14 protein-coding genes are annotated in these 18558 nt (G+C 45.4%); 11 read left to right on the top strand and 3 right to left on the bottom strand.

The features are described 5' to 3' along the window. Nucleotides 1–281 precede the first annotated feature (281 nt). The 11 genes from ACE1TF_RS13515 to ACE1TF_RS13465 all read left to right on the top strand — a co-directional run bounded on the left by ACE1TF_RS13515 (nucleotide 282) and on the right by ACE1TF_RS13465 (nucleotide 15231). Nucleotides 282–1367, top strand: coding sequence for a YecA family protein (locus tag ACE1TF_RS13515; RefSeq protein ID WP_375017484.1), 1086 nt, complete (start codon nucleotides 282–284; stop codon nucleotides 1365–1367). 634 nt (nucleotides 1368–2001) lie between these two features. Beyond that, complete coding sequence (locus ACE1TF_RS13510; RefSeq protein ID WP_375017482.1) at nucleotides 2002–4686, top strand: S-layer homology domain-containing protein; 2685 nt, start codon at nucleotides 2002–2004, stop codon at nucleotides 4684–4686. A gap of 523 nt (nucleotides 4687–5209) precedes the next feature. Next, complete coding sequence (locus ACE1TF_RS13505; RefSeq protein WP_375017480.1) at nucleotides 5210–7360, top strand: S-layer homology domain-containing protein; 2151 nt, start codon at nucleotides 5210–5212, stop codon at nucleotides 7358–7360. Nucleotides 7361–7379: 19 nt separating this feature from the next. Further along, nucleotides 7380–9524: an S-layer homology domain-containing protein gene (locus ACE1TF_RS13500; RefSeq protein WP_375017478.1), complete on the top strand. Its 2145-nt coding sequence runs from the start codon at nucleotides 7380–7382 to the stop codon at nucleotides 9522–9524. A gap of 543 nt (nucleotides 9525–10067) precedes the next feature. Further along, on the top strand, nucleotides 10068–10382 hold the full coding sequence (locus ACE1TF_RS13495; RefSeq protein ID WP_202963220.1) for an RNHCP domain-containing protein: 315 nt from the start codon (nucleotides 10068–10070) through the stop codon (nucleotides 10380–10382). Between the two features lie 67 nt (nucleotides 10383–10449). After that, entirely contained in the window at nucleotides 10450–10743 is a 294-nt protein-coding gene (locus ACE1TF_RS13490) for a hypothetical protein (protein WP_375017476.1), read from the top strand. Nucleotides 10744–11189: 446 nt separating this feature from the next. Continuing rightward, the gene (locus tag ACE1TF_RS13485; RefSeq protein WP_042398916.1) at nucleotides 11190–11570 is read left to right on the top strand and encodes a hypothetical protein; all 381 of its coding nucleotides are present in this window, start codon (nucleotides 11190–11192) and stop codon (nucleotides 11568–11570) included. Between the two features lie 119 nt (nucleotides 11571–11689). Then, nucleotides 11690–12868: a DNA-processing protein DprA gene (locus ACE1TF_RS13480; protein WP_375017474.1), complete on the top strand. Its 1179-nt coding sequence runs from the start codon at nucleotides 11690–11692 to the stop codon at nucleotides 12866–12868. Between the two features lie 16 nt (nucleotides 12869–12884). After that, nucleotides 12885–13589: a gamma-glutamyl-gamma-aminobutyrate hydrolase family protein gene (locus ACE1TF_RS13475; RefSeq protein WP_375017472.1), complete on the top strand. Its 705-nt coding sequence runs from the start codon at nucleotides 12885–12887 to the stop codon at nucleotides 13587–13589. A gap of 54 nt (nucleotides 13590–13643) precedes the next feature. Continuing rightward, nucleotides 13644–14096: a YaiI/YqxD family protein gene (locus ACE1TF_RS13470; RefSeq protein ID WP_373900462.1), complete on the top strand. Its 453-nt coding sequence runs from the start codon at nucleotides 13644–13646 to the stop codon at nucleotides 14094–14096. After that, the gene (locus tag ACE1TF_RS13465) at nucleotides 14089–15231 is read left to right on the top strand and encodes a M20 family metallopeptidase (RefSeq protein WP_375017470.1); all 1143 of its coding nucleotides are present in this window, start codon (nucleotides 14089–14091) and stop codon (nucleotides 15229–15231) included. Before ACE1TF_RS13470 ends, ACE1TF_RS13465 begins: the two co-directional genes overlap by 8 nt. Here the strand turns inward: ACE1TF_RS13465 and ACE1TF_RS13460 are convergent. The 3 genes from ACE1TF_RS13460 to ACE1TF_RS13450 form a co-directional block, all read right to left on the bottom strand. Beyond that, complete coding sequence (locus ACE1TF_RS13460) at nucleotides 15228–15887, bottom strand: GntR family transcriptional regulator (protein ID WP_375017468.1); 660 nt, start codon at nucleotides 15885–15887, stop codon at nucleotides 15228–15230. The two genes, ACE1TF_RS13465 and ACE1TF_RS13460, sit on opposite strands and share 4 nt — an antisense overlap. Before the next feature lie 1446 nt (nucleotides 15888–17333). Beyond that, nucleotides 17334–18122: a TerC family protein gene (locus ACE1TF_RS13455; protein WP_042397823.1), complete on the bottom strand. Its 789-nt coding sequence runs from the start codon at nucleotides 18120–18122 to the stop codon at nucleotides 17334–17336. 277 nt (nucleotides 18123–18399) lie between these two features. After that, nucleotides 18400–18558: transposase (locus ACE1TF_RS13450; RefSeq protein WP_375016289.1), on the bottom strand; the 159-nt coding region annotated here is incomplete at its 5' end.

Here is an 18558-nt window from a genome sequence, read left to right as displayed (position 1 = left end):
TGTGGAACCATTGGACCAGCTTGGGCTCAGATAGAAGGAACTAGGCGCAGTTTCTTAGCCAAGAAACGAACCCCTCACCCTACACGCCAAATACTGGGAGAGCCGCACGGTCAATGCCTATGATAACGCTTTAAATGATGCATTGTTGGGCGGTTTTTGTTGTTGTATTGGCGCTATGCTCGCTAGGGAGATTGTCATTTTGCAAGGAATGGATTATCGTAGTCTTATAGCATGACATTCGCTTGGTGGTGAGCCAAGCGTTTTATATGTATAAGGAGCGGATGATCATCGAACATGTAGGAAGAAATGAACCTTGCCCGTGTGGAAGCGGGAAAAAATACAAGAAATGCCACGGAAAAGAACCGGCAATGCCGATCGCACAAACGGTTAATGAAAATTTAAAGTCGTTGCAAGAGGAGTTTTTGCAACAAACGATGAAAAAAGATGCGAAGAGAATTGATCGAGTCATTCGGAGTGTATATGACTTGGACAAACTCGATCGGCAAGGCCGAGATTTTGCGTACTTTTTTTCGGGGTTGTGGGTCATCACGAAACATCCGTTTGAGGGCCATACGATGATGGAGCGTTTTGTTAAACATAAACAAAAAAGTATTTGGAGACCTTCTGTTGAGGAAAGTTTCAAACGCTGGCCATCTGTCGGTCCTTCGGTCTATCGTGTGCTAGAAGCCGAGTCAAAGGACCTTATCTTTGTGGAAGACCTGTTTTCTAATGAGAGAAGGCAGCTTATTTTAAACCCTGAGGAGCGTTCGGAAGATCGAGCACCGGAACGTGGTGAAATTTTGCTGGCGGTATTATTGCCAGCAGGCGACAGTTACCAATCACTTGCCGCTCCGTTGCACTTACTCGGAACGGTTGCAAAGGATCGAGAACAACTGATCATTGAGGCCTTCGAAGCGAGTGATCAATCTGAAACGTTTATGGATGATCATTTCATGCATGTGCTTATGCTTAGTTTATACGGAAAAAAAGAAGAGCAAACGAGTGAAACACGCACTGAGCGTTATGATTCAAAAGAACAACAAGTCGTGGCGAACGGGTACAATAGCTACATTGAAGCCCATGGAAAGCCTGAGTATAAAGAAGTGGGAGAGTTGTTGTGGCAGCGGTATACTGAGCGTGAAAATCCGCGCATTCAAAAGCCTGAAAGCTATGCGGCCGCACTCACTTACTTGATTGAAACAAACATCGCAGGTGAAAAGGTCACAAAGAAATCCATTGCTGAACACTTCTCCATTTCGACGAGCACATTATCCAACAGGCATAAACAGATGGTGAGTGTTTTGGAAGAAGATATTCAAGAAGTGAATACAGCTCTGGAACAACTCGAAGCAACTGAATCGGTGTGAAAAAAACAAGCGTTAGGATCGGCAAAGGTCCTAACGCTTGTTTTTATGTATCGTCGAGCATAGCTTGGTTTAGGTATTAATGACCCACGACAAAAGACATACAGAAGCGTCAGTTTCACTTCAAGAAGTGGTGGGAATTTAGTTGTGTGTTGAATTAGTAATATAGAATCTTTATAAGTTGAATAATTCATAAACTATATGTTCATCGTGTTAGATTGAAGTGAAAATAATAGAATAAAACACAAAAAACAGACCATGGAAGTATTTTTATAGAAAAAATCATGAATTCGAGAAATGAGCAAAACGTAGGTTTAAGATAAGGGAGATGAGTGATATGGTAGTTTATGAAATATACTAGTAATGTTTTCCTGTAAAACTATTTTTGGGTCTTGTTAATCCTAGAAATTATTAGCTTGAAAGGTTATAAAACCCATGAAAGCGCTATATTTTCAAGATCAATATTCAGAATATCCAGTGATGACAGGAAAAATAGTACATGGGAAATATATGAAAATATTATTTGACATACTAAATTCATAGTTTATATAATATTTCATGTTAGTATCTTCCAAAAATGATCTTGGGGTCCTAATCCTAAAAACTCAGTATGATAATTTGCTAGGAGGCAATATGAATGGCTTATAATCCGAAGTCTTATCGCAAAGTAATTGCAGGTACAATGACTGCAGCAATGGCGGCATCTGCATTCGCAGTAACGACACCGCAGCAAGTAGCAGAAGCTCAAGAGCAAACATTTGTTGATGTTCCACCAACGGATACACATTTTGAAAATATTGAACGTGCAGCGGAGCGCGGCATTATCACGGGCTATAGCTCAGATAACACATTCCGTCCATCAGATAACATTATTCGTGGACAAGCAGCGACAATGATGGCGCGTGCCCTCGATCTTGATGTTCCTGAAAAAGTAGAAGAAGATCTTTACCCAGATGTTTCATCTGCAAGTAGTTTTGCTCCTGTTGTTAAAGCGGTAACAGAGGCAGGCGTTATGACTGGACGTCTTGGTAATACACAATTTGACACAGGTCTTGATGTATCTAGAGAGCAAGTCGCATCGATGATCGTTCGTGCGTTCGATCTTCAACCAATTGAAGGTTCTGACGCAGTTGTTGAAGATATCGATGATGCATACTCTGCACACCGTGAAAACATCGAAATTCTCGCTCAATACAACATCACGTCAACGAGAGATAACCACTTTAATCCACAAGCGTCTGTAACACGTGGACAAATGGCAACATTCTTAGAGCGCACGTTCGACGTTGTGCACACACAAGATTCTGGTCTTGTAAGTGTTACTGCTTTAGACCAAAACACAGTTGAAGTGGCGTTTGATCACGAAGTTAATGCAGAAGACATCACAGCTGATTTCTTTACATTCAACAACGACCTTGACGTCTTAGATGCTGAATCTACAGACGACAATGTGATTACGCTTACAACGAGTGACCAAGTTGAAGATACAGCGTACACGCTTAGCTTCGACGGCGAGCGCACGACGCTTTCATTTATCGGTAGCGGCGAAGCTGGTGAAGTTGAAGAAGTGGCGATTGAAACTGCTGAAGCAAACGTTGAAGGCTCAACTGCAACAGTTACAGCTGACGTAACAGGTGCTGCTGAAGATGCAGAAGCGCACGTCGCAATCGTTGACGCTGACGGCGAAACAGTTCAAGAAGCAGACGTAGCGATTGAAGACGAAGCAATTTCAGCAGAATTTGCTGGATTCCTTCCAGGCGAATACACAGCTGAAATCACAGTTGGCGACGCTGAAGCAAGCGTTGATTTCGAAATTACAGAACTCATCCTTCCACTTGAAGCAGCAGCAGCTACAACAACAATGATCCGCAACGAAGAAGGCCAAGCGCTTGAATTCACTGTTGACGGACATGCATTTTCTGCAGCTGAGCTTGAAGAAGCTGGGTATGAGGTGGAGTACGTATTCAACGACAACGACTTCGAATTAAATGAAGACGGATTGTTCGATGCAAGCGAATTCAGCCATGAGGACACAATTTCTTACGCTGTTGAAATTACTGACGGTGAAACGACAGTTCGTACAGAGCGCCAAGACGTAAATATCTTTGATGCAAACGTAGCGACAGAAGTTCCAGAAGCTGCACTTTTCATCGGGGAAGATCAGCTTGAGAACAATCAAGCGCCAATTAACCATGACGATGAGGTAGAAGTAAGAGCTGTTGGAGCGGTAAATGCATTCGGTGAAGAGCTGGACGAAGAAGTTGTTGAAGAACTTACAGTAGAAGACATTCGTTCTAGCGTTTCATCAGTTGCGAACTACAACAATGAGCGCTTAAACCTTGTTAATGAAGGAACAACAACTCTTACTGTTTCTTTTGACGGTATTGAAGAAGCGGTAACATTGGATATTGAAGTTATCGGTGCGGAAGAACTTTCTGCAATTAAAGAAGCTGGTGAAACGAATCGCTTCGTTCGCAATGCTGATGGAATTGTAGGAAACCTTACTGTAAATGCAGTGAACCAGTACGGTGGTGTTTGGACAGGTGATGAGAGCGTTGATGTTGAGATCACTGATGCTGAAGGTGAAACTGTGACAGATGATCAGTCGATTAATGACGAAGGTCAAATCATCGTTAACCTTAATGAAGTAACTGAAGGTGGTCTTGAAGCAGGTACGTATACCGTAGACTTCACTCATGATGATGTTGAACTTGGTTCCGTCACTGTTGAAATCATCGAGCATGAAGACAATGGCGTAGATAGCTACTTCTTTGACATGGATGAAGAAGTTCTTGATCTATTCGTTGAAGATGCAGATACACCAACTGGAGAAGTAGTTACTGAGACGTTGTCAGTAAATGGCTCTTATGAAGGTGTACAAGTTGCACAAGCAGATGTCGCCGCTGCGCTTGACGCATTACCTGGCAGCATTGAAGTAACGTCTTCAAACCTTGATGTTGTAGACATCAACAACGGTGAGAACGTTACTGACTACGCTGTAGAAGCTAACGGTGTAGGTACAGCTACGATTACGCTTGAGCAAGTTGAAGGTGGCTTTAGAACAGTGCTAGCTTCAATCGAAGTGACTGTTGAGAACAGTGCTCCACAAGTAACTGAGCTTACTGTTAAAGAAGATGAAGAGCTCGTTGTAAACGCTGAAGGTACGATGATTTCAAACCTTGAAGCTCTTGAGTCAAATGTAGAAACAATCACTGCAGATATGATTGAAGAAATTATCTTCTCTAGCAGCGATGAAGAAGTAACGATCGTTATTGCTGACCTTTACGGCGGTGGAACATTCGTTCTTCCGGCAACTCGTTAATAAATGTAATGGCGAAAGACCGGGCACTTAGCCCGGTCTTTTTTTATGATAATGACTAGATTTTAAAATGCTAGTCCAGTGGTTTACTAGATTAAGATCAACACAATCGAAGATCGAACCACCGCTTCCATGTTTGAACTCATCACCATCTCTATTAAATCTTCCATATCAAGGGTAAACTGTAATTGAGTCATTTCATTTCCTCTTTTCGGATTGTTTTTGGTTGGACAAAAACAGTTTGGTCAAAAGGGAATGATATGACTCTTTCTTTTTACACAATTATACGGACGTAATCCCGAATGAAAAACCTCAGCGTACAAGAATTCCGAGTAGTTACCGAGACAGGGTGGGTTTTGTCGGCAAAATATTAAATCAATATACACCTTTGAATACTAACGTTGTCTTTTTAATTAGCTGTAATCTCTGAAATAAGTTTAAATTATTTGAAATGTGTGTGTAAAAACAAGATACATAGGGTAGTAGAACTATAGTCTGAATTTATAATTGATAAAGGAGAGGTTCCATGAGCTACAAACCAAGGTCTTATCGTAAGTTTTTAGCCGGAACAGTTACGGCCGCAATGGCGGCGACGGCTTTTACGGTGACTACCCCAGCACAGGTAGCCGATGCAGAAGAAGGTGCAGTGTTTAGTGACGTCACACCGAGCACGTTTGGCTACACAGAAATTCTTCGCAATGCGGAGAGAGGCATCATTAGTGGCTACTCAGATGGTACATTCCGCCCAGGTGAAACGATCAACCGTGGGCAAACGGCGAACTTGCTCGTCGATGCGCTAGGGTTTGAACGTGACAATGTTACGGATGTTCCGTTTGATGATTTATCAAGTAATAGTGTGTACGCAGAAGCGGCGACGATCATGCAAGAAGAAGGCATTATGGTCGGCCGTTTCGACGGCACGATGTTTGACGCAGGCAACGGCATTAGCCGTGAGCAGATGGCGTCTGTGCTCGTGCGTGCGTTTGGGCTTGAGAATACAGGTGAAGATACGAACCTCGTCGACTTGGATGACGCATACGCCGCCCATCGTGAGAACATCGAGATTCTGACGCAACACGGGATTAGTACTGTAGAGAGCGGAGAATTCCGTCCAGGAGAGACAGTGACCCGTTCAGCTTTTGCCGTATTCCTAGACCGTGCGCTCATTCATCAGTATACCCAGGAAAGCGACATTACCGGCATTGAAGCGGTAAACCATACGACGGTTGATGTACACTTTGATGTGGTGCAAACGGAAGCGGATGCGATGAACTTCACGTTTGACGGGTTAGAGACGCTCGATGTCGACATTATCGACGACGGCTATACGGTTCGCGTAACGACGAGCGAGCAAGAGGAAGGAACGGAGTATTCGTTCTGGTACGGGGAATCGCCGACGACGCTCACGTTTACCGGTGTCGCCGAAGCGGACGAGCCAGATCCAGAACCTGAACCTGAGCCGGAACCAGAACCAGAACCGGGCACGATTGAAGCGGCAATTGCTGATCTACAAGTGGCGTACGCTGATGAGGATGACGTGGAATTTCTGGAAGCGCTCAATGAAATTTATGAGTTTGAACATGATGATTTGTCTGCCGAAGTGTACGCCGAATACGTGACGGCGTATATGGATGCGTATAAAGGTGAGTCGAGCGTGTCTGACATTGACAGCTGGGTTTCCCGCGTTAACTTAGACACGACACTCGTTATGATTGAAGCGGCAGATGAAGATGATTTACTTCAGGCGTTAAACCGGCTCAGTCAAGTGTCTGACTTTGAGTATTCGCCAATCACTGGTATTGAAGACCTTGATCGATACGTAGAGCAAATTTCAGCGCTAGATTTTGATAGCCCTGACATTATTGATCAAATTCAAGAGACAGTAGAGCGTTTGAATATTGAGTTACTCATTGAGGGTTTGCACGACATGGATGACTTAGATGAAGACATGATTCCGAGTGAAGTGACCCGTGGACTTCTTGAGCTAAGTGAACTTACTGGAGCCTTTGAAAAGCAACTCGTTCTTCCGTATCGAGCGGAGCAATACAGCGAAGCTTTTGCAGATGATGATTATCCAACGGGAACGGTTGAGGATATTGTTGCGATGCTCGAAGACATCAATGCCGGTGACACGATGCCAGACATTGAAATTACCATCGATAGCGTCGATGAATATGATTATCGTCTCGAAGAATTAACGTTTTCTGGAACTATTTCAGAGTGGGACATTGAATGGCCGATGTCGTTCATTCCTGAACTTGGTGATGAAGACGGTGGGATGTTGGATGAACCTCATGGCGGAGCAGGCATGACGATGCACGAAGATGGCGAATTCGTGGGCATGATTGACATGGAGCGAATTGAAGAGTCCGGCATGTTTACCGTGATTTTAAACAATGATTGGGCTGATGAAACGGTGTCGTTCCCGTTCTACTTCCACGTTGAACCCCGTCTAATTAACGACTTGGGAAGTGCTGAAGAGGCGAATGCGGACTATTTTGCCTGGCTAATCGAACATGCTGAAGAGCTTGAGGTGAACGCTGAGGCGTATGAAGCACTGAGCGATGAACAAAAGCGATCGGTCTATGAAACTGTCGTGAATGAACGACCGGATGAAGGTTATGAAACGGTAAGTGACATTGTTGACGTATTTAATGAAGCTGTAAGCAATCAATAAAAAATAAGGGAGAGATTTGATGAGTTATCAACCAAAATCGTATCGTAAATTTTTAGCCGGAACAGTTACTGCCGCAATGGCAGCGACGGCGTTTACGGTGACTACCCCAGCACAGGTAGCCGATGCAGAAGAAGGTGCGGTGTTTAGTGACGTCACACCGAGCACGTTTGGCTACACCGAAATTCTTCGTAATGCAGAGCGTGGAGTCATTAGTGGTTATTCTGATGGCACGTTCCGCCCAGGTGAAACGATCAACCGTGGGCAAACGGCGAACTTGCTCGTCGATGCGCTAGGGTTTGAACGTGACAATGTTACGGATGTTCCGTTTGATGATTTATCAAGTAATAGTGTGTACGCAGAAGCGGCGACGATCATGCAAGAAGAAGGCATTATGGTCGGACGTTTCGACGGCACGATGTTTGACGCAGGCAACGGCATTAGCCGTGAGCAGATGGCGTCTGTGCTCGTGCGTGCGTTTGGGCTTGAGAACACAGGTGAAGATACGAACCTCGTCGACTTGGATGACGCATACGACGCCCACCGTGAGAACATTGAGATTCTGACGCAACACGGGATTAGTTATGTAGAGAGCGGAGAATTCCGCCCAGGAGAGACAGTGACCCGTTCTGCTTTTGCCGTATTCCTAGACCGTGCGCTCATTCATCAATATACCGAAGAGAGCGACATTACCGGCATTGAAGCGGTGAACTATACGACGGTTGATGTTCATTTTGATGTGGCGCAAACGGAAGCGGATGCGATGAACTTCACGTTTGACGGTTTAGAGACGCTCGATGTGGACATTATTGACGACGGCTATACGGTTCGCGTAACGACGAGCGAGCAAGAGGAAGGAATGGAGTATTCGTTCTGGTACGGGGAATCGCCAACGACGCTCACATTTACCGGTGTGGCCGAAGCGGACGAGCCAGATCCAGAACCTGAGCCAGAACCAGAACCAGAACCAGAACCAGAACCAGGCACGATTGAAGCGGCAATTGCCGATCTACAAGCAGCGTACGCTGATGAGGATGAAGCGGATTTCTTATCTGCCCTCAATGATTTGTATGACTTTGATCATGATGATCTGTCGTCAGAGGTGTTCTCTGAGTACGTGAGTTCCTACATGGACGGTTATGATGGCGAGTCGACCGTACTGGATATCGACCGTTTCGTCGCAAGCGTGAACCTTGAGACGACACTTGTAACCATTCAAGGCGCGGATGAAGACGACATCTTGCCTGCACTCAATCGCTTGGAATTGGTAAGTGATGATTTTGAGTATGTGGTCGGTGGTATTGTTGAAGGCCAAGTGTATGTGGATGTGGTGAGCGAGCTAGATTTTGATGCTGATGATATTATCGATCAGCTACAAGCAATGGTGGAACGCATTGCCATTGAGAGTGCACTAGAGCAATTGAATGAGATGGATGAAGAAGACGCTGAGCTGATGGTTATCTCCAATCTCCATAACTTACGAGAAGTTACCGGTGCGTTTGATGCCAATATGGTGTTGCCGTACCGAGCAGAAGCTTATGCAGCAGCATTTGCAGATGATGATTATCCGACGGGTACGGTTGATGAAGTGGTCGCGATGCTAGAAGACGTCAACGACGGCGAAACGATGCCTGAGATCGAAGTGACGATCGATTCAATCGGAGATTATGATTACGTTGAAGAACAGATGGAATTGACGGGCGAAATTGACCCATATGATTCAGAATGGATGGTCAATGTCACACCGACCGTCGTTGATGAAGATGGCGATATTGTCGGTGTTGGGGTGACGATGGAAACAGATGAAAACGGTGAGTTTGAAGCAATCATCATGATGGACTTGGCTGAAGAGTCTGGAGAGTACTATATCGAGTTCTCAACGCTATACGTGGATGAGGAAATTGTAAGCGTACCGTTTTATTTCCATGTTGAGCCTAGAGAAATTAATGAGTTAGATAATCCATCAGATGCAACCTCTGAACATTTTGCATGGTTGATCGAACACGCTGAGGACCTTGGTGTGAATGTGGAAGCGTATGAAGCGCTAAATGAGGAAGAACGCCAAGCAGCGTATGAAATGGTTGTTGAGCGTAAGCCAGAAGGTGGTTTCGCATCGGTACAGCAAGTCGTTGATCTCTTTAATGCAGCAACAGCAGACCCATCATAAATGATCGAGAAGATCCGGGTATCGCCCGGGTCTTTTTTTGTGTTTTCACTTCTCAAACGACTGGTCTCGTGTTTCATGAGTATGGCTCCAGTATTTGCATACGGCTGTGGAGGGAGGAAAACGCTACCGGTCTCGCAAAGGCGTTAAGGTACGATCCGCCACCCATCCTAGCTCACGAGGCGTATATAGAGATGCTCGAATCGTCACAAAAACTAATATTTGTGACAGTTGATAAAGGGAAATTCACTCTTCTTCATCCGAATGCTCACATAAACGTCATCAACTGTCACAATAAGAAATATACGAGGCAGTTGGCTCCTTAAAAGACCCTATTTGCAGGACGGATTGGCATATATAAAAATAGTCAATTTGAGTGATGGTCGTTTTCCTCCATAATATGACCACAGTTGGGGTCTTTTTACAGACGGACGTTTGCACGTAACAATATCGGGACTAGCAAAATCGGCACCGAAATCATCAGAAAGATCTCATTACGTGATTTATGCTACACTGATCTTCAGGTTGTTTATTGGAGGTAAAGACGTGAGTCGTTCAGATGAGAATACGCAATTTGTTTGTGAACATTGTAGGGAACAAGTCGTTCCTTTAAGTAATGGCAGCTATCGTAATCATTGCCCGTTTTGCTTGTACTCAAAGCACGTTGATATTGTACCAGGGGACAGAGCATCGTCGTGTCATGGCTTGATGGAACCCGTTGATGTAAAGTCTCACTCAAAAAAGGGGTATCAACTCCTGCATAAATGTTTAGTTTGCTCACACGAGCAATACAATAAGGTCGCGGATGATACGGAGCAAAGTGATGATTTAATTGGATTTATGAAACGTCTTCACCCGTAGCAATGCACCGAATTCCTTTTCTCGCATAGGCTGATGTATCAGTTGAAAGAAAGGGGTGTTACGTGCAATGAATATTGAAACTGAATACCCATATGAAGGGCAAGAATTTAACTACGAAGAAGAGGATGTACGGCAGTTCGGGCATGGGCATGGACATGGTCACGGTGGAGGAGGGCATCACCACCATCACCATCATCATGGACCACCTCGTCCACCACGCCCGGGGTATGGTTTTGGTGGAGGATTTATTCCTGGACTCATCGTTGGTGGAATTGCTGGCAATACATTTGGAGGCCCTGGGTATTACCCTCCATATCCACCCCCTTACCCACCGTACTATCCGCCGTATTATCCGTATTAAATACTCAGCGCATGCTCCGATTGGGGCGTGCGCTTATTTATTATATATAGAATGAACTAAATATTTTCCTAAATGCACTATTGTTGCTTTCCACTGCTGGTGAATGCTTGTACTCCAAAGCACAAGGTCAACATCGGTGGTCAAAGTACGCCCACCGTGTTTTCTATGTAGTCCAGACTACAAGTGCAACATCGGTGGTCAAAGTACGCCCACCGTGTTTTCTATGTACTCAAGAGTATAAGGGCAACATCACCTTGGTGCTGCACCTGTATCTACTTTGGATGGATGTTTAGTGTTGGTAATTTCTGGGAGATTGGTGATCTAGATCACACCCAAAATGGTCTAGATCACGGTAAAAAAGTCGATTTTCCCAAATTCTTGACGATCTATATGGAATGAACTTAGCATTTTCTTGATTTGCACTGTTGGGTGGAAGGGGGAGCGCGGTGCTGGGTGCCATTTTGCGCGCTAGTTTGCGCTTTTCACCGACTTTAGAGCTGATTTCCCAAGACTCCTGCGTAGATTCCAGGATGAAGTGCCAACGACACGTCGGCCCCACCGGGCCGAAGCCAAATCTGACTCGGTTCGGCGCGAGCCGCGCCGATGTCTTGTGGGTAGCTGAGCACAGTTTGCACTTACCAAGCTTACCATTGCTTTTTGAAGAAATTCTTTCGTTCAACATATTATGGATTAATTATAAAAAACATCATTCGACAAATAACGCTAAAAACCGCGGTAAATGTCGATTTTTGCGACTCGAAGCAAGTGGAAGCGGTATCAATTTAACGAAAAAGTTTGAAAATAACATATACAATAAAAACGGATAGTGATATGATGAGTGTAGATGTTATAAAGTCAAGGGTACATGTAATGGTTTCTGAATGATCCGTCTCTTTGACCGAATAACAATATAGAAAAACAAATACACAAAAAAGGATGAGTGCAAATGAACGTGAAGGAGATGGATTCAAGGTTTCTTCGGCCCGTTATTGAACAAGAAATACTATTTGCTAGTGAAGCAGCATCATATCTCGGTGTGACCCCGCAAAGGCTGAATCAGCTTGTGCATACAGGCAAGGTGAAGCCGGTCCGGACGAGTCCGAGTGGAAATTTATATATGCGTACCGATCTGGAGGAACGCAGAAAGCGAATGGATGGGAATCAGATGATGTTCATCACTGCGCTCTTCCATAAAAACGAGCCGGAAGTCGTGTATGAAGCAATAAATTATTTCACAATTCAAACGATATTTAATGGATCAGATAAGAAAACGGTTCCGATGTATGAGCGCTTGTATGACAAGTGGCCAATGACAGAGGAACTCACGCCACACATTCGAGAGATTAGTGAGGATTTAGGCGTTGAGCAAGAGGCGTTAGAGAAAGCGTACTCTACCGTAGTTGGTGGTTTTCAACAGTTAGGCGAAGAGGATCTCATTGTGAAAAAAGGCGGTGTCCATTATCCACCGCAGTTGAATACACTATCAGATGCCCCGTTATTTCTTTTCATGAGAGGCAATCCGGACTTGCTGGAAGAGCATTTGGTTACCGTCGTTGGCAGCCGTAAGCCTTCAAAAGAAGGAGAGGAAACGGCTTACCAGTTGTCCAAAGAGATCGGAAAACAAGGGTATGTCATCATTTCAGGTTTATCCAAAGGCATCGATTCGATCGTTCAACAAGCGACCGTTGATGAAGATATTCCAACGATTGCCATTCTTGGCACACCAATAACACACTTCCATCCTCGTGAACACCAGTCATTGCAAGGCAAGCTGGAGAACAAAGGGTTGGTGATTTCCCAATTTCCTCCTTCAGTCAAAGTGCAACGCTGGCATTTCCCGATGCGCTATGCACTCATGAGCGGAATGGCAGCAGCAAATGTCATTATTGAAGCGAGTGATAAGAGCGAAGTGTTGCAACAAGCGGATTATGCAATGGAACATAAACGTCCAATATTGCTACCGCAATCTGCGCTCAACAACCGAGGTCTGCAATGGCCAAATCGCTACATTGATTATAAGCACATGTACGCATACCGTAAGATGAGTGACGTGATTAAGCGAATGAACATTATTACAGAAGGCGAGCATGATGCAGAAGCTAAGCGAGTGAAGCAAACTGTGTAAAAGGAGTACGGATCGTATGGAGAAGCCGATCATCGGCATTACCTCAAGCATTAAGGAAGACGGCACCCACATGATTTCTAAAGATAACATTCGTAGTATTGTCGATCATGGAGGGGTACCGTTCATTTTGCCGAATGTTACGCTCGACGGGGCGGCAGCATTGATGAGTGACAAACTCGACGGTTTGCTCGTTACGGGGGGCGGAGACATTGACCCTACGTTGTTCGGAGAAGAACCGCACCCGAGTTTAGGAACGATCCACCCAGACCGCGATACGTTTGAAATGCGGATTATTGAGGAATTCTTAAAGAGAGACCTTCCGATTTTGTCGATATGCCGTGGCTGTCAAGTGGTGAACATTGCAGCTGGAGGCGATATGTATCAAGATATATATGCGCAGAAGGATGAAGAGCTTCTGCAGCATCAACAAAAAGCACCGAGGTTTCACACGTCCCATTATATTGATGTCGTACAAAACACGAAGCTCGCTGAATTGTCTGGGAGCACCCGTTACCGGGTAAACAGCTATCATCATCAAGCGGTTAGAGAGATAGCTCCAGGCTTTCGTGTGAGTGCAACGTCATCAGACGGCGTCATTGAAGCGTTTGAAAGTGACGCTCACCGTTTTGTTTTGAATGTTCAGTGGCATCCGGAGAATTTATCTGAAGATGTGTATGCCAATCGTTTATTTGCGGCATTTATTGAGGCGACGAAACAATAAGGAGAAAAGCCCGTGAGGTCAGTGACCGTTACGGGTTTTTTACGTAGTAAAGAGGTGAATAGATTGAAGATTTTAGTGGATGCTGACGCAAGCCCCGTACAAACAGAGATTATTGAAATGGCGCAGCGATTTGCCATTCAGGTAGTGCTCGTCAAAAGTTATGCGCATTTTTCGATTGTAGAAGATGAAGGAGTTGAAACGGTCTATGTTGATCAAGGGGCAGATGCGGCTGATTACAAGATCATCCAGCTTAGTACGCCAGGTGATGTAATTGTGACCGGTGATTATGGGCTCGCGGCTCTTGGACTTGAAAAGCAATGCATCGTCATGCACCATACCGGATTTTTCTTTTCAAAAGAGAGCATGGATCGCTTGCTCATGCAACGTCATGAAGGGGCGATGCGGCGAAAAAGTGGGCAGCGTACAAAAGGGCCAAAGCCCTTTACGAACGAAGAAAGAGAATACTTTCGCACACAATTAGAAAAGGTGTTGATCGGTCTTGAATGATACGTTGGCGATTGAACATTTAAAAGAAATATTACAAATGGACACGACGAACCCGCCTGGGAATGAACGACTCGTTGCGGACAAGCTCCGAAGTATATTTGCAGCGTACGGAATTCCTACCGAGGAAGTGGTGTACGGAGAAGATAGGTCAAACGTGGTTGCGACGTTACGTGGAGATGGCTCTTCAAAAGATGTGATCGGTCTGTCAGGCCATATGGATGTGGTCCCACCAGGGGAACAGCCTTGGGATTACCCGCCGTTTTCTGCTAAAGAGCAGGACGGCAAGATCTATGCTCGGGGTGCGTGTGATATGAAGAGTGGCTTGATGGCAATCGTAGCGACGATGTGCCGATTGAAACAATCCGGGAAAAAGCTTCCGTTTGATGTGAAATGCTTTGCTTCTGTCGGAGAAGAAGTCGGTGCCGTTGGTGCAAAGCAACTTGCAGAAGGCGGTTATACCGACGATGTGAGTGCGATGATCGTTACGGAGCCGACGAGCGGAAACGTCATCATTACACATAAAGGGGCACTGTGGCTGGAACTTACGACAAGGGGGCGCACCGCTCACGGATCGCGGCCTGATCGCGGTGTGAATGCGTTGATGCACATGGTTGCAATTATGAATGAGTTAAATCGTTCTGAGTTTCAATTGTCCCATGAACCGGATGCACTGCTTGGTGGTCCAACAATGAGCATGAACGTGTTATCGGCGGGTAGCAATACGAACGTCGTCCCTGATCTGTGCCGACTGCAGCTCGATATCCGCACGGTCCCGTCGATGCAGCATGTAGATGTAATCCGTGCCGTACAAGATCGGATTGATTCGGTCAATAAAACAATTCCTGAATTGGAAGCACATATTTCGGTTTTAAACGACTTGCCTCCGATGCAGACTGCTGAAGATCACCCTTTCGCACAGTTTATGCTAGAACATTTCCAGCGCCCGGCGAAAGGGATGACGGGTTATACAGATGGATCTCAATTCATGGGGGCTCAGTCAAAGTACCCAATAATTATTTGGAGTGCAATTCGAGGTCAGACAGCACACCAACCGAATGAGTGGGTCGCTGTCGATGATTATGTGCAGACAATCGAGCAGCTCGAGGGGCTGCTTTGGCACTACGGAAGTCGTTAAGTCGTTGTTAGCGCTTCCAAATAAGCCGCACCTCTCGCTCGTTCTGCAGCACTAATTTCAGCGATGACCGCATGCACCTCTGAAATGTCTCCAGACTTCATGGCGGTAAGCAATTGCTCGTGCTCCTCTAACATTGTATGTATCGCATTTTGACTTGGTCCAATCGCGTAGATGGATAGTGGTGAATACGTAGATTGGACGAGCTGTGAGAGACGTTGGTTTTTGCACACCGTGAAAAAATGCGCATACATAAAATGCAATGTTTGCATGCTCTCATCTGTTGCATTGCCCGCCGTTTGACGTGCAGATGCCAACCGATTTCTCCATTCATCAATCTCAAGGTCGGTAAGTGACATGTGTACATCCGCAATAAAATCCTTTTCCAAGATCATGCGACAGTCAAATAGCTGCTCAAAATCGGACAAGCTCAAACTCATCACTTTCAATGTGCCGTTGCGGTCGACGGTCACAAGTTGATCCTTCAATAATTGTCTAAATGCCTCGCGCAGCGGGGTACGGCTAATTTGTAGTTGTTCTGCCAACTGTGCGACGACAATCGTTTGGCCCGGTGCAATATCACCGTGCATAATTAACCTTTTCACAAGTTCATAGGCTTGTTCGTACAAAGGCTTTACATGACTGAAAGTTGTGTTCATGCACGGTCTCCCTTTCTTCTGCTGCTTTTTATGATTTCCGAAATGCTGGAATAATTATAATGTTAAGTAGGACGAGCGAATCTGTCAAATTTTGATTAAAAATAGAAGAATTTTATATAGAATTATAAAGGAAGAAATGGCTGGGGTTTTGGCACAGGTTGTAAGTATAGACACGTCGAGACGTCATTTTATACGGTTCACAAATACCGGATGTCTGTCAGGACTAATTATGTTATTGAATAGGCCGTGAGTTTGCGTTGATTAAAGACGTGAGACGGAATTGGGAGTAGTTCGGTGCAACTATAATCAAGACCTGATATTGGAACTGCGGCTCGGGTGCGTGCGCAATTTTGTGATTAATTTTACTAATTGTGCTGAATTGGTAAAGATTGAGCGCAGATCGGTCCAACTCGCGCGCAGTTTTATCTTGCCGGCGTGGAAAACATGTTGGTAGCTTGAGCGGGATGGGACGCCGCACCTGGCTCAACCTGTTCTCGAGTTTTGGGGATTCTGTTCCCGAGTTGTGCGCCAGTTCCCGCTGAGTGGAAAATGAGATGAACTAGGGTATAGATCGGCGCAACTAGGTAACAGTTTCTTCGCAACTATGCTTAAGATCTAGTAACTTGTCGGCCCCTGCGGGGCCGAAGCGAAACCGGTCTCGGTTCGGCGCGGCTCGCGCAGACGGGATATTGGGATTTGGGGCGTATTGCCGCTTTATTCTGCGCTCAAGGTCGCTTTTAAAGCCTAAAGCTCAGTGCCCGACTCCGGTAGTGTGAGTATTTCGAATAACTTAGGGGTTTAGTGATCTATATAAGTTGAACGAAAGAAATTCATTGAATCGGATGACCGAGATGGGCCTTTGCGGGTGAGTGCTTGCATATTGTCTGTTGAAATTCATCTCGTTGCACTTCGACAACATCGTTGCCGATCGTTGTTCGTCACTGCAAAGGTTGCGAGCAACACGAAAAACGTTTGCCGAAGGGTAAACGTTAGGACCGAGGGTCACCACCTGGAACAAGCATGTGACGGTCGGTCACGTATGTGACAATCCAGCCCTCAAACCGGGCACTTTCGGCACTCAACTGTCACAAATCGCAATATTTGTGACAGTTGACACCGTTTATGTGCGCATTCACGTTTAAAATCATGATTTTTCTTTCTCAAGTGTCACAAATATGAATATATGGGGCATTTGGACTTTTTTCCACACCGTAACCAAGAGGCAGCACCGAACCGATGTCGTACTTATGCTCTGGAGTACGTAGAATACACGGTGGCAGATGTTTCGTCACCGATGTTGTACTTGTAGTCTGGACTGTAAAGAAAACACGGCGGACGTATTTGGACCACCGATGTTGACCTTAAACGATCCAAACCGTCTTTACACCAATAAGAATTGCCCCAACCTACGCGAGGGCTGGGGCGATTGATTTTACGTGTCTCGTTTTACAGGTTCGAGATTTCCTGAGTATCTGATTTCTTCTGCTGTTTAGGGGCGGAAAGTAGCCAACTGAGTACGATGATGAGTGCCATGATTCCCCAGAAAAATAGTTTCCATACGGTGCTTTCAGGAAAGTGTTCAGGTAAGATCGCAAGGCTTGGGTGAGCGAGAGTAAATACGGCGAGTTTGACACCGACCCAGCCGACGATTAAATACGCGCCGTTCTCGAGTCCAGGGCGGTTTTCCAATACCCGAATGAAAATACCCGCGGCAAAGCGCATAATGATGACACCTGTAAGACCACCGATAAATACGACAACAAACTGTGCTCCGTCAAGTGGACCTACCGTAAACCACCCCGTTGGGGTGAGCGTCATCGCCAAGGCGACAGCCGCAAGGATGGAGTCGACGGCAAAGGCAATATCGGCAAGTTCTACCTTTAATACGGTCATCCAGAACCCTGACTGTTTGGGTTGTTTTTTGACCTTTTTCACGTTCGTTTTATTGCGCACGTACTTTTTCACAAAATGATTGATGGCGATGAACAACAAGTATAGCGCACCGATGGCTTGCACTTGCCACACTTCAATGAGAATGGCGACGAACGCAAGAGCAGCTAATCGGAAAATAAAGGCACCAGCTAGCCCGTAAAATAACGCTCTTTTTCGTTGTTTTTCTGGAAGGTGTTTTACCATCATCGCTAACACAACTGCATTATCAGCTGCGAGTATTCCTTCCAAAATAATGAGAATGATGAGAACCCAACCGTACTCTAAGAGAAGTGTCCATTCCATTTAAAGTCGCTCCTTTTTTTGTCCATTCAACGAAAAAAGGTTCTAAGTCAAATGTTGGGGTAGAGACAATACGCCTCTGAGGCTGTTGAAAAACCTAAATGTTGTTTTTATAGAAGTGTAGGGGGTGTCATGGCTACGCTTGCCACGGGCGTCGCCTCAGCTATCGCGCTTCGCGCGAGGATCTTCGGCTGACGCTACTCCCGTAGGCGTCTCCGCCATGACACCCCTTCTCATTTTGCACAAATTGAGAGACTGCCACACACCTCTGCTCCTTTGTTTATCCTACTCGACTTGTATGCTCTTTTAATTGGTGATGCAATAGCACCTTCAAACGCAGCCGGTCATAGCGGCGAAAGCCAAACGCATTGCGCTTAATGACCTTCGTCTGGTTGTTCAGCCCTTCAATCGGACCATTCGTGTGACCAAAAATAAAGCT

This window comes from Geomicrobium sp. JSM 1781026, from assembly GCF_041949955.1.
Lineage (GTDB): Bacteria > Bacillota > Bacilli > Bacillales > Marinococcaceae > Geomicrobium_A.
This window is presented reverse-complemented; position numbering and strand designations above follow the sequence as displayed.

Excerpts from the sequence above, each read along its gene's own strand:
- ACE1TF_RS13455 (WP_042397823.1), bottom strand. The coding sequence starts at position 18,122 with ATGGAATGGACACTTCTCTTAGAGTACGGTTGGGTTCTCATCATTCTC.
- ACE1TF_RS13515 (WP_375017484.1), top strand. The coding sequence starts at position 282 with ATGATCATCGAACATGTAGGAAGAAATGAACCTTGCCCGTGTGGAAGC.
- ACE1TF_RS13510 (WP_375017482.1), top strand. The coding sequence starts at position 2,002 with ATGGCTTATAATCCGAAGTCTTATCGCAAAGTAATTGCAGGTACAATG.
- ACE1TF_RS13500 (WP_375017478.1), top strand. The coding sequence starts at position 7,380 with ATGAGTTATCAACCAAAATCGTATCGTAAATTTTTAGCCGGAACAGTT.
- ACE1TF_RS13475 (WP_375017472.1), top strand. The coding sequence starts at position 12,885 with ATGGAGAAGCCGATCATCGGCATTACCTCAAGCATTAAGGAAGACGGC.
- ACE1TF_RS13490 (WP_375017476.1), top strand. The coding sequence starts at position 10,450 with ATGAATATTGAAACTGAATACCCATATGAAGGGCAAGAATTTAACTAC.
- ACE1TF_RS13480 (WP_375017474.1), top strand. The coding sequence starts at position 11,690 with ATGAACGTGAAGGAGATGGATTCAAGGTTTCTTCGGCCCGTTATTGAA.
- ACE1TF_RS13460 (WP_375017468.1), bottom strand. The coding sequence starts at position 15,887 with ATGAACACAACTTTCAGTCATGTAAAGCCTTTGTACGAACAAGCCTAT.
- ACE1TF_RS13505 (WP_375017480.1), top strand. The coding sequence starts at position 5,210 with ATGAGCTACAAACCAAGGTCTTATCGTAAGTTTTTAGCCGGAACAGTT.